Source organism: Streptomyces flavovariabilis (assembly GCF_000725785.1).
Lineage (GTDB): Bacteria > Actinomycetota > Actinomycetes > Streptomycetales > Streptomycetaceae > Streptomyces > Streptomyces hawaiiensis.
Genome location: NZ_JNXD01000022.1, coordinates 61,486 through 73,510 on the forward strand (window position 1 = coordinate 61,486; position 12,025 = coordinate 73,510).

Below are 12,025 nucleotides of genomic sequence, written 5' to 3' on the forward strand. Positions count from 1 at the left end.
GACGGGCCCCGCATCGTCGCCCTGGCCGCCGTCCGCTGCTGACACGTGTCATTCGAACGCAGAAGCACAGGTGGTGGGCCTGGCGCGCCCCGGATCGAGGGCGTTGGCCACCTCATGGAAGACGACCCGGTCCAGCAGTCCGACGGCCACGTGCTCGGACAGGTCGACGGGGCACAGGTCCTGGAGCAGGACGTTGCGCACGTCGGGCCCGGTCAGGTACTGGCCGCGCCAGGGCGTGACCACCTGGTCGTACCGGGTGGCGATGACGGTGTAGCGCACGCCGGGCACGGTGTCGCCGCCCGCGTTGAGCTTGGTGAGGAAGGCGGAGCCGGTGACCTGGTCGGCGAGGGCGGGGGTGTTCTTCGCCAACAGGTCCGCGGCGCCCGGGAAGTACGGCAGCAGGTGGGTGAACCCGCTCAGGGTGGTGCCGTGGTTGCTGGGCGCGATGCCGATCAGGGCGTTGACCCTTGCGGCTCCGCCGAGGAACTTCAGGTAGTAGCGGGGCATCATGCCGCCCTGCGAGTGCCCGACGACGTCGGTCTCGGCGGCTCCGGTGGCCGCGAGCACCTTGTCCGCGAAGTCCTTCAGCTGTCCGGCGGACTTGTCGACGGGCCCGAGGCCGTGGAAGAAGGGGACTCCCTCCAGCTGCCCGTAGTCGAGGGAGAAGACGCAGTAGCCGCGGACCTTGAGGTAGGGGGCGAGGCCCAGCCAGTTGTCCACGGAGTTTCCGAGGGTGCCGTGGACCAGGACGACGGGGCGGGGGTGGGCGGCGGACGGCTTGCAGGAGTAGTCGTTCCAGCCGGAGCTCGGGGCGCCGGCGGCCTGGGCGGTGGTGGCGGGGACGGTGAGGGCCGCGGCGGTCAGCAGCAGCGCGGCCAGGGGGCTGAGCACTCGTTTCCAGGGCAGCATCGGGTGATCTCCTTGCGGCTCAAGGGGGGTGCGACGGCACTGGGCCCTGTGATCCGGATCACGAGGATGCTGTTCACTCGTCAAGTTACGAGCGAGTAGTCAAAGTGGGAAGTTACGCGTCAGTAAAAACTTGCGACGCCGGCCGGCGCCCGGAGCCCCGGCTGACGCCCCCTCACCAGGCAGGCCGGATGGGCCCGTGCGGAGCGATCCGAAGCAACTGCTCCCCCAGCGACCGCACTTCCCGCTCCCCCAGTACATTCCCCCACTCCCGCACGGCTTCGGCGGCGGCCTCCTCCGCCGCCCGCGTACACGCCCAGCCCTGCCCGGTCAGCACGACCAGCCGGGCCCGCGCGTCCCCGGGATGCGGCCGCCGCTCGGCGTACCCCTTGCGCACCATCTCGTCGACGAGCTGACTCGCGGCCTGCTTGGTCACCCCGAGATGAGCGGCGAGGTCGGTGACCGTCGCGCCGTCCGGGGCGAGCCGGGCGAAGGCGAAACCGTGCGCGGGCCGCAGCCCTTCGAAGCCGCGAGCGATCACACCCTCGTGGATGCGCTGCGTGAGCCCGCCGACGACGGCGAGCAGGGCGGCGGACAGGGCCATGGCCTCGGAGTTCTGCACCCGTGCATTGAAACACCCTTGACGTAGTGGTCAAGTAGCCTGACTATATGGTCAAGCTACTTGACCACCTGGAGGCCGCGTGCCCATCGTCCGCTCGTCCGAAGCCGTCATCCACGAGATCCACGGCGCCCGTTTCGTCTCGTACGCCACCCCGGCCTGCGGCAGCAAGGAACTGTGCGCCTGGCGCGGCGAGATCCCGGCCGGCCTCAAGGCGCCCGCGCACACGGTCAGCCGGGAGGAGATCTTCCATCTGCTCGACGGCGAACTGCTGATCACCCTCGACGGTCGCACCGAGCGGATCGCCGCGGGCGACACGGTGATCATCAACGCCGGCACCACCCTGACCGTCGAGAACCCGACCGACCGGACCGCGTACTCCTGGGTCACCACCTCGATCGGCCTGGAGGCACAGCTGGCCGACGGCACCCGCATCGCGCCGCCGTGGGCCAACTGACGTCAGACGGGGGGATCTACGCCGCCCGCCCCCCTAGTCCCCCGGGCATCACCGCCCGCGGCCCGAACTTGGCCCGCGCGCGGTCCGCGACCTCCTCGATACGGCGGACCTTCTCGTCCACCGGGTCGAAGGTCAGCTGATGGGCGGCCCGGTCGGCGGGGTCGAGCCCCTCGGCGCGCAGGGTGATCGCCCGTACCCGGGCCCGCTGCAGTCCGAGCGCCTCGTACATGCCGTACGCGGCCCTGGTCAGCGCCGGGGAGTGCGCGGTCGGCTCGGTCAGGGTGCGGCTGCGGGTGGTGGCGGACCGGTCGGCGTAGCGCACGGTGAGGGTGAGCGTGCGGCAGACCTTCTCCAGGGCGCGCAGCCGGGCGCCGATCTCCTCGGCCGCCGACAGCAGCGCCCGGCGGTGCCGGTCGGGGTCCAGTTCGTCGCGCCCGAAGGGGCGTTCCGTCGCGAGGGACCGGGAGACGGCGTTCGGTACGACCCGGCCGCGGTCGATGCCGTTCGCCTTCTCCCGCAGCTCGCGGCCGGCCTTCGCACCGATCAGCCGCTGGAGCGTGGACAGCGGCGCGGCGGCGACCCGGCCGAGGGTGTCGAGGCCGTAGTCGCCCAGCGTGCGGGCGGTCGCGACGCCCACACCGGGCAGCGCGGCGACGGGCTTGTCCGCGAGGAACTCCGCGAGGGCGTCCGGTTCGCCGGACACCGCACACGTCACCCCGGGCACGGCGTCGCGCAGCGCCATCCTGGCCAGCATCGGGCCGGGCCCGGCCCCGATCACGCAGTCGACTCCGTGGAGCGCGAGCGACCGCACCCGGATCACCGAGGCCAGTTCGACGGCGTCCCGCCGGAAGTACCGCTCGGCGCCGCGCAGGTCCGCCAGCGCCCCGTCCGGCGGCAGGGCCTGGACGACGGGGGTGAACTCCTCGAGTACCCCGAGCAGGTGGGGCAGGTCGGCCTCGCTCGTCGGAGGCAGCTGGAAACGTACACAGAGGATGGTCATCCCGCACTCCCCGGACTCTGGTGCCACAACTTCCTTCCGGCCGCCGCGGGCCCTTCCCCCGCGGGACGCAGATCGGCCCAGGGGTGCATCTCGTACCCCGTGGCCATGCGGATCTTCCGCTGCTCCATCGGGTCCTGGGCCGCGGAGCCCGTCGGCGCGGGCGCCCCTTCCGAGCCGGCGAGCCGCCGGCGCACAGCCCCCTCACCGCCGTCGCCGGAACCACCGGAATCACCGCCACCGGCCAGCCGGGCCGCGACTCCCTCCAGCCCCTCCTCCCGGCGCACTTCCAGCAGGTCCGCGAGGTTCCAGGCGGCGGCGCCCACCACGCTGAGGCTGCGCGGGCCGCGCCGCTGCACCACCCCGCGCACCAGCAGCAGCCAGGAGTGGAAGACGGTGTGGGCGCAGGCGTCGTGGGAGTCGTCGAAGAAGGCGAGGTCGACCAGGCCCGTGCCGTCGTCCAGGGTGGAGAAGATGACGCGCTTGCCGGACCGGATCGGCGGCGTCTGGGTGGCCGCCTTGGCGCCCGCGACCAGCACCGTCTCCCCGTGCCTGGCATCGCGCAGCCGCCGCGCCGACACCACGCCCAGCTCGTCGAGGAACTGCCGGTGGTCGTCCATCAGGTTGCGTGAGGCGTCCATGGACAGCACGCCCAGTTCGGCACTGAGCCGCTCCGACGAGGTGAGGTCGGGCAGCCCGGCCGGTGCGGTCTTCCGCCCCCCGGCCAGCGGCAACTGGCCCCCGCCCCCGCCCCGGGCACCCCGGTGCAGCTCGGTCAGATGCAGTTGCAGATCCCGGCGGTTGGCACCGAACGCGTCCAGCGCTCCCACCTGCGCGAGCCGCTGGGCCAGCGGACGGCTGGGCCGGCCCCGCTCCCAGAAGTCGACCAGCGAGGCGTACGGCTGCCCCTCGGCGATCCGCGCCGCCTCGGTCTCGCTGATGCCGTACACATCGGAGAGAGCCAGCCGCAGCCCCCATTTACCGGACACCAGTTCGATACGATGTGCGACTCCCGACGCGTTCACGTCCAACGGCAGCACGGGCACCCCGCGCCGCCGCGCGTCCGCCAGCAGCAGCCGCTTCGGGTACATCCCGGGGTCGTGCGTGAGCAGCCCGGCGTAAAAGGCAGCGGGATGATGCGCTTTCAGCCACGCCGACTGGTACGTCGGCACGGCGAAGGCGACCGCGTGCGCCTTGCAGAAGCCGTACGAGCCGAAGGCCTCGATGATCTCCCAGGTCCGCTGAATCGTTTCCGCGTCATATCCGTCCGCCGCCGCGTGCTGCGCGAACCACATCTTGATCCGCTCCTGAGACTCCGGATCCGACAACCCGCGCCGCACCCGGTCGGCCTCACCGCGCCCGCAGCCGGTCATGATGTCGACGATGTCGATGATCTGCTCGTGGAAGACGACGACCCCGTACGTCTCCTTCAGCGGCTCTTCCAGGTCCGGGTGCGGATAGCGGATCGGCGCCCGCCCGTGCCGGGCCTCGATGAACGGCCGCACCATGTCGGCGGCGACCGGCCCGGGCCGGAACAGCGAGATGTCGACGACGAGATCGTGGAAGCCGGCCGGCTGGAGCCGCCCGACCAGGTCCCGCTGCCCCGGCGACTCGATCTGGAAGCACCCGAGGGTCTCGGCGGACCGCACCAGCCGGTACGTCTCCGGATCCCCTGACGGCAGCCCGTCCAGATCGACCCTCACCCCCGACACCCGCTCCACTTCCTCCACCGCGTGCGCCATGGCCGACTGCATCCGCACGCCCAGCACATCGAGCTTCAGCAGCCCGAGGTCCTCGACGTCGTCCTTGTCGAACTGCGACATCGGAAAGCCCTCGCCGCTGGTCGGCATGACCGGCGTACGCGCCAGCAGCGAGGCGTCGGACAGCAGCACCCCGCACGGGTGCATGGCCACCCCGCGAGGCAGGGCGTCCAGCCCCTCGACCAGTTCCCACAGCCTCCCGTACTTCTCCTTCTCCCCCGCCAGCGCACGCAGCTCGGGCAGCTCCTCCAGTGCCGCACGGGCATCCCGCGCCCGAATATGGGGAAAGGACTTGGCGACCCGGTCGATCTCGGCCGGGTCCATGGACAGGGCGGCCCCCACATCCCGTATCGCATGCCGCACGCGATACGTCTCCGGCATCGCGACCGTCGCGACCCGCTCGGCGCCGAACCGGTCGATGATCGCGCGGTAGACCTCCAGCCGCCGCGCGGACTCCACGTCGATGTCGATGTCGGGCAGCACGACCCGCTCCTTCGACAGGAACCGCTCCATCAGCAGCCGGTGCTCGATCGGATCGGCATGCGCGATGCCGAGCAGATGGTTGACGAGCGACCCGGCCCCGGACCCCCGGGCGGCGACCCGGACGCCCATCTCCCGTACGTCGTCGACCACTTGGGCAACGGTCAAAAAATAAGAAGCGAAGCCGTGGTGGGCGATGATGTCCAGCTCGTGGTGCATCCGCTCCCAGTACTCCCGCCGCCGGTCGTACCCGCGCAGCACCATCCCGGCCGCCGCCCGCGAGGCCAGCGTCCGCTGGGCGGTGCGGCGTCCGGCGCCGACCAGATGCGGCTCGGGGAAGTGGACGGTACCGATCCCGAGATCGTCCTCGGGATCGACCAGGCACTCGGCGGCGGCGGCCTGCGTCTGCTCCACCAGCCGGTGAGCGGTCTCCCGCCGGAACCCCGCGGCCTCCACGATCCGCTCCGCCACACCGAACATGTCCCCGGCGCCCTTGAGCCAGGCCTCACCTGAGTCCAGCCCCTTGGCCGGGTCGATGGGCACCAGCCGCCGGGCGGCGTCCAGGACGTCGGCGACCGGCCCCAGCCCCGGGTCGGCGTACCGCACCGCGTTGGTGAGCACGGGCCGGATCCGCTGTTCGGCGGCGAAGCCGACGGTACGGGCGGCCAGCCGCAGCGACCCGGGCCCGGTACCCTCCCGGCCGTGCCAGACGGCCTCCAGCCGCAGCTGGTCGCCGTAGACGTCCCGCCAGGGCGCGAGCAGCCGCGCCGCCCGGTCGGGCCGCCCCGCGGCCAGGGCGCGCCCGACATCCGACGCGGGCCCGAGCAGCACGGTCAGCCCCTCGGCATGATTGCGCTCCCGGGGCAGCAGGGGCGTCCCCTCCCCCTCATGAGCAGCCGAGACGAGCCGGCACAGCTCCCCCCACCCCCGGGCACCGTCCCGGGCGAGAAAGGTCACGCGGGGAGCCGACTCGTCGACGAAGGCACCACCACGCACCGGAGTCCTGCGCCGCTCCCGCCGTTCGGGCTGGGCACCCGCCACAGCCAGATCGGCTCCGAACAGCGGCCGGACCCCCGCCTTCCCACAGGCCTTCGAGAACCGCACCGCACCGGCGAGCGTGTCGCGGTCGGTCAGCGCCAGGGCATCCATCCCCCGCTCGGAGGCACGCTCGGCCAGCCGCTCCGGATGCGAAGCTCCATAACGCAACGAGAATCCGGAGACGGTGTGCAGATGCGTGAACGCCGGCACACGCACCTCCCGCACTCGTGAGCCACACCAGCTCTCGAACATCTGTTCCCAACTACCGCACCCCCACCATACCCCCATCCTCGAATGTATGTGCGACATCCGTTCGGCCCCGTCCCACCTGCGGAAACACCCTCGTCCCCCCGACCGTGGAGGCATGCCGCACAGCTCGTTCCCCGCCGAGGTGAGAGACGCCGTCACCCCCAGGGCCACCCTGCTCATCGTCGGCGTGATCGCGCTCCAGCTGCTGTTCATCGCCTCCTACGTCGGAGCGCTGCACGACCCGAAGCCCAAGGACGTCCCCATCGGCCTGGTCGCCCCCCGGGCCGCGGCCGACCAGGCGCTCACCCGGCTGGAACGCCTCCCCGGCACCCCCCTGGACCCCCGCGCCCTGCCCGACGAGGCAACGGCCCGGACCCAGCTCACCCACCGCGACATCGACGCGGCCCTGATCATCGACCCCAGGGGCAGCACCGACACCCTCCTGGTCGCCTCCGGGGGCGGCAGGGTCCTCTCCACCACACTGACGACCCTGGTCACCACCCTCGAGAAGTCCGAGCGGCGCACCATCCGGACGATCGACGTGATCCCGTCCGCGCCCCACGACCCCAACGGACTCTCGTCCTTCTACCTGGTGATCGGCTGGTGCGTGGGCGGCTACCTGGGCGCCGCGGCCCTGGCCATCAGCGCCGGGGCGAAACCCTCCGACCCCACCCGCGCCGCGATCCGCCTGGCCGTCATGGCCCTGGTCGCCCTCACCGGCGGTCTCGGCGGAGCCCTCATCACCGGCCCGGTCCTGGACGCCCTGCCGGGCAGCACCGCGGCCCTCTGGGGCCTGGGCACCCTGATCATCTTCGCCGTGGGCGCGGCCACCCTCGCCCTCCAGGGCGTCTTCGGCACGATCGGCATCGGCCTGGTCATCCTGCTGGTGGTCATCCTCGGCAACCCCAGCGCGGGCGGCGCCCTGCCCCCGCCCCTCCTCCCACCCTTCTGGAAGGCGATCGGCCCGGCCCTGCCCCCGGGCGCCGGCACCTGGTCGACGCGCTCCATCGCCTACTTCGACAACAACGCGATGACGACGCCACTCCTGGTCCTGACGGCGTGGGCGGTGGCAGGAGCCGCGATCACCATGGCGGCAGCCGCACTACGCAGACGCGCCAACGCGCCGCGGACGCCATGACGACCACCGTCCCGCACCCGCGTACGGCGAGAAGGGGCCGCGCCGGGGGGTGTCCGCCCGCAGCCGGTTGGCGCGTCGACGGACAGTCAGTCGGCGTGAGACCCCATCGCGCCGTTCCGAGGACGGACACCCCCCGACACGGCCCCGACCCCACCCGGCGTAGGGCGCAGGCACCGGCCCCACACCCTGCGTAAGGCGCAGGCACCCGCCCCACCACCGGTGGTACACGCAAAAGTCCCGCCCCTCGCACAAGGGGCGGGACTTCACACACTCGCGTGTCAGCCGATCTGCGTCCCGGTCGCCGACAGCGCCTCGGTCACCGGCTGGAAGAACGTCTCCCCACCGGAGGTGCAGTCACCGCTGCCACCGGACGTGAGCCCGACCGCCTTGTCACCCGAGAACAGCGACCCGCCACTGTCACCCGGCTCCGCGCACACGTCGGTCTGGATCAGCCCGTTCACGATGTCGCCGTTGCCGTAGTTCACGGTCGCGTCCAGCCCCGTGACCTTGCCCTCGTGCACCTGCGTGGTCGACCCGCTCCGGGTGACCGCCATGCCGACGGTCGCGTCCGCGGCGCCCGAGATCTTCTGGGTGGAGCCGTCGTAGAGGTTCACCTCACTCGGGTGAGCGACCTCCGCGGTGTACTTGACCAGCCCGTAGTCGTTGTCCGGGAAGCTGGAGTCCGCGTTGGTGCCGATCTCCTTGCCGCTGGTGTCCGACCACGTGGAGATGCCCTCGGTGCAGTGCCCGGCGGTCAGGAAGAACGGCTCACCGCCCTTGACGACGTTGAAGCCCAGCGAGCAGCGCCCGCTGCCACCGGTGATCGCGTCGCCACCGGCGATGAAGGGCTTGTACTCCCCCTTCGACCGCTTGAGTTCGGCCTTCGCCCCGAGCCCGTCCACGACCTTCGTCAGCGTCGCCCACTCGGCCTTGGAGACCGTGCGGTCGGCGGTCACGACGACCTTGTTCGTCGTCGGGTCGGTCACCCAGGCCGTGCCCGGGATCGTCGCGTCCTGCTTCAGCGTGCTGCGGGCGCTCTTGAGTTCGGCGAGGGAGTTCGCCACGACTCTCGCCTTGGCCCCGGCCTTCTCGACGGCCTGCGCGGCGGCTTCGTCGAGCACGTTCACCACGAGGCTCTTGCTCTTGGTGTCGTAGTACGTCCCGGCCGCGTCGCCGCCCAGGTCCTCGGCCAGCGTCGAGGCGAGCTTTCCGGCCGCCGTGACCGACAGGGTCCGGGGTGCGGACGCCTCGGGGGTCTCACTGGCGTTCGCGGTCTGGAACGTCACTCCCGCGGCGACCAGCGCGGCGATGCCCGCGCCTGCCACGGCTGCACGCCGCTTGGGTATGCGTCGGTGCTTCAACTTCTGTCCTCCTGTGGGGGGTCGGCACGAGAGGTTGTGGGGACCTCACGAGCCGGAAGGCTTCGTTGACGAGCGCCCACTATTCCGAGGACAACGGGGAGCACACAAGGGTGAGTTCGAGACGCGCGTAGACAGCGCTTCGCACGCCCTCTCATTTTGACCGTCCACGATCAAAACGGACCCAACTCCTGCGCGTTCACACTGCAAACATTACGCGTGAGTAATGTGCGCCCACTCTGCGAGGTCTGCCCATGGCTGAATTCCGCCCCCACGGCGCCCGGTTCCGGAGGGGAGCCCGCACAGCGGGAAGCCCCCGCACGCGATGCGTGCGGGGGCCGTGAAGTGCCGCGAACTGCCGCCGGGGGCCTAGTAGACGCTGACGCCGTAGGCGCTCAGGGCCTCCGTGACGGGCTGGAAGAACGTCGTGCCACCGGAGGAGCAGTTGCCGCTGCCGCCGGAGGTCAGACCGTACGCCGTGCCGTTGCTGCCGTAGAGCGCACCGCCGGAGTCACCGGGCTCGGCGCAGACGGTGGTCTGGATCAGGCCGGAGACGATGTCCCCGCCGCCGTAGTTGACGGTGGCGTTGAGGGCGGTGACACGGCCGCTGTGCGTACCGGTCGTGGAGCCGTCGCGGATGACGGTGGTGCCCACGCTCGGGGTGGCCGCGCGCGTGATGTCCACGCCGTTCGCGGTGCCGGGGCGGCTGACGGACCCGCTGTAGCGCACGAGGCCGTAGTCGTTGCCCGGGAAGCTGGAGCCGGCGGTCGAGCCGATGACCGTGGTGCGGCCGGAGTTGGAGTACCAGGTGCCCGCGCCGTCGGTGCAGTGACCGGCGGTCAGGAAGTACTCGGTGCCGTTGCTGGCACGGACGTTGAAGCCGAGGGAGCAGCGCCAGCTACTCGCATAGATGGCGTCGCCGCCCTGGATGAGCTTGTTGAACTTGCCGGCGACGCGCTTGACCGTGAGCGCGTCGGCGTTGCCGCCGGCCTGCTGCTTGATCTTCGCTATCTCGGCCTGCGTGACCGTGCTGTCCACGGTCAGGAGCACGCGGTTGGTCTTGCTGTCGACAGCCCAGGCGGTGCCCGGGATGTCGGCCTTCAGCAACGAGCCGCTGGCGCTCTTGAGCTCCGCGGCGCTGAAGGTGGTGGGGGTGTCGGATGCGTTCGCGCTGGGGATCGCGATCGCTGCGGCGGCAACGAGGCCGGTGGAAACGGCGATCAGCCGGGTCCGTCTCGAAATGCCACTGCGGGGGGTGGTGCGCTTGATCCTCACTTTTCGTTCCTCCACAAAGGAAGTAGGGGGCCGTCGTGGGGTTTCGGGCCCGTGAGGCGCAGCCTGGAGCCGGCAGTTCGGATTCCGAACACGCCGTGCCCCTGACAAGCGCTGAGGGGGAGTATTCGGCCGAACGGCCGGTCGGCGCAAGAGTGCCTTTCGGACTTCAACCTTCGAGAGATCTCCACGAAGCCGCCCAGCGGCCGGGCTGAGGCCGCGGAACGCCCGGCGCGCGGCGGACTCCGGATGGAAGTCCCGTACGCCCCACGCCCCCTCGCGCACCAGCACGACCAGCCGCCGCTCGCCGTACGCCGCCCGGGCCCTGTTCGCGGAGCCCGGGCGGCCGCGAGCCGCCGCACCTCACCGCCGAAGGGCTCCTGGGGCGCCCCCAGGCCGTTCAGGCACCGGGGAGCGTGCCGGTGAGCGCGAGGGGCCCGTACGGCGCCGACACGGGGCGGGTCAGCAGTCGCAGCAGCAGTCGCACCCGTCGCAGTCGCAGTCCCGGCAGACGCCCTCGCGCTTCTTACGGGACCACGGCCCCTCGTACTCCTTGGCGCAGCACAGCTTGCAGGTGCAGCACAGCAGCCAGAACATCCCGCAGCCGGCCCAGAACCCACGCCGGCGGGGTGGCTGGGGCACCGGCGCGCGCCCGCCGAACCCGCCCCCGCCGAACCCGTCTCCCCCACCGGCGTACGGAGGTACGCCACCGCCCGCGTACGGGTCGTGCGGGGAGCCGTAGGGACCCTGCGGCGGCTGTCCGTGGGGTCCCTGCTGTCCGTCGGGTCCGCCGCCCTGGTGGGAGGCGCACACCGGCACCGTGCCGAACACCCGGTCCACCGAGCGCCGCAGTTCGTGCACGAGCAGCAGATGCACGAGCTGCGCGTCGGCGAACTCGGCGTCGCGCAGCGCGAGCCGAACGCCGTGCACCGCGTCGTCGGCGAGCCGGCGGACCTCCGCGAGGGAGGTGCCGGTCGCGGCGATCGGGTTCCAGGCGCCTGACGCGGCGTCAACGTGCCGGTCCTCCACGGCGTCCAGCAGGTGCGCGAGGCGCCCGAAGAGCCGTCCGGCCTCGGCGAGCGGCCCGGCGTTGCGCGGCCGGCCCGCGAGGACCGCCGTGTGCGCGAAGGCGGCGGCGGTCGCGGTCTCGGTCGGTTCGGTGACCGTCAGGAGCGGCGTCCCCGGCCCGGCCAGCGCCTCGATCCCCGCCTGCCGGTCCACGGCGTCGACCAGGAGGGATGTGTCGAATCCCACGGCGGTGCCGCTCCGGGCGCCGGCCGTGCCCCAGCTCGCGGCGACCCGGCGCGCGGCACGCGCCACCGGCCTGCGGGCCAACAGCCCGTCACCGTCGGTGACGTGGTCGCGCGTCTTCGCCGAGGCCAGCACCAAGGAGACGGCGGCCGCGAGCCGGGCTCCCTCGCCGTGCGCGACGGAGGCGGTGCGCATGCCGCGCAGCGGGCACGGTCCGGCCGTACGCCGGCCGGACCCGTCACTCTCCGTCTGGGCCTCCGTCAAAACCGATATGAGCAGTGCGTCATAGTTCGTCACTATCCGCGCGAACTGTCCATGGTCACCGCGAAGCGCGAGGCAGAGCCCGCACAAATGCGCCATCCACTGGCTTGTGAGCTTCTCACCGAGCCGGTGCCTGCAGGGCCTGACGATTCCGAACACAACGCTCCCCCGAGCTTCGTAACGACGTTGAGCTGCGGCATCGTATCGGCCCCGGCATTCACCCGTACGCCCCGGCGTCA

9 protein-coding genes are annotated in these 12,025 nt (G+C 71.8%); 2 read left to right on the forward strand and 7 right to left on the reverse strand.

The annotated features are described in order from the left end of the window. Nucleotides 1-48: 48 nt before the first annotated feature. Both IO24_RS0131785 and IO24_RS0131790 read right to left on the reverse strand, forming a co-directional pair. On the reverse strand, nt 49-909 hold the full coding sequence (locus tag IO24_RS0131785; protein ID WP_031141700.1) for an esterase/lipase family protein: 861 nt from the start codon (nt 907-909) through the stop codon (nt 49-51). Between the two features lie 172 nt (nt 910-1,081). Then, on the reverse strand, nt 1,082-1,528 hold the full coding sequence (locus IO24_RS0131790; protein WP_031141703.1) for a MarR family winged helix-turn-helix transcriptional regulator: 447 nt from the start codon (nt 1,526-1,528) through the stop codon (nt 1,082-1,084). Between the two features lie 79 nt (nt 1,529-1,607). Between IO24_RS0131790 and IO24_RS0131795 the strand changes: the two genes are divergently transcribed. After that, nucleotides 1,608-1,982 carry a cupin domain-containing protein gene (locus IO24_RS0131795; RefSeq protein WP_031141704.1) on the forward strand — a complete coding sequence of 125 codons (375 nt, stop codon included), beginning with the start codon at nt 1,608-1,610 and terminating at the stop codon, nt 1,980-1,982. Between the two features lie 16 nt (nt 1,983-1,998). Here IO24_RS0131795 and IO24_RS0131800 read toward each other — a convergent pair whose 3' ends face one another. After that, entirely contained in the window at nt 1,999-2,982 is a 984-nt protein-coding gene (locus IO24_RS0131800; RefSeq protein ID WP_031141706.1) for a DNA polymerase Y family protein, read from the reverse strand. Then, complete coding sequence (locus tag IO24_RS0131805) at nt 2,979-6,467, reverse strand: DNA polymerase III subunit alpha (RefSeq protein WP_031141708.1); 3,489 nt, start codon at nt 6,465-6,467, stop codon at nt 2,979-2,981. Before IO24_RS0131805 ends, IO24_RS0131800 begins: the two co-directional genes overlap by 4 nt. Nucleotides 6,468-6,621: 154 nt before the next feature. Between IO24_RS0131805 and IO24_RS0131810 the strand changes: the two genes are divergently transcribed. Continuing rightward, on the forward strand, nt 6,622-7,644 hold the full coding sequence (locus IO24_RS0131810; RefSeq protein WP_031141710.1) for a DUF3533 domain-containing protein: 1,023 nt from the start codon (nt 6,622-6,624) through the stop codon (nt 7,642-7,644). Nucleotides 7,645-7,922: 278 nt separating this feature from the next. Here IO24_RS0131810 and IO24_RS0131815 read toward each other — a convergent pair whose 3' ends face one another. The 3 genes from IO24_RS0131815 to IO24_RS0131825 form a co-directional block, all read right to left on the reverse strand. Then, nucleotides 7,923-9,005, reverse strand: coding sequence for a S1 family peptidase (locus IO24_RS0131815; protein ID WP_045296796.1), 1,083 nt, complete (start codon nt 9,003-9,005; stop codon nt 7,923-7,925). A 366-nt stretch (nt 9,006-9,371) separates the two neighbouring features. Next, nucleotides 9,372-10,277, reverse strand: a complete 906-nt coding sequence (locus tag IO24_RS0131820; protein WP_031141714.1) for a S1 family peptidase — start codon at nt 10,275-10,277, stop codon at nt 9,372-9,374. A gap of 459 nt (nt 10,278-10,736) precedes the next feature. Continuing rightward, the gene (locus IO24_RS0131825; protein WP_199808868.1) at nt 10,737-11,945 is read right to left on the reverse strand and encodes a DUF5685 family protein; all 1,209 of its coding nucleotides are present in this window, start codon (nt 11,943-11,945) and stop codon (nt 10,737-10,739) included. Nucleotides 11,946-12,025: the final 80 nt, after the last annotated feature.

Excerpts from the sequence above, each read along its gene's own strand:
- IO24_RS0131785 (WP_031141700.1), bottom strand. The coding sequence starts at position 909 with ATGCTGCCCTGGAAACGAGTGCTCAGCCCCCTGGCCGCGCTGCTGCTG.
- IO24_RS0131800 (WP_031141706.1), bottom strand. The coding sequence starts at position 2,982 with ATGACCATCCTCTGTGTACGTTTCCAGCTGCCTCCGACGAGCGAGGCC.
- IO24_RS0131810 (WP_031141710.1), top strand. The coding sequence starts at position 6,622 with ATGCCGCACAGCTCGTTCCCCGCCGAGGTGAGAGACGCCGTCACCCCC.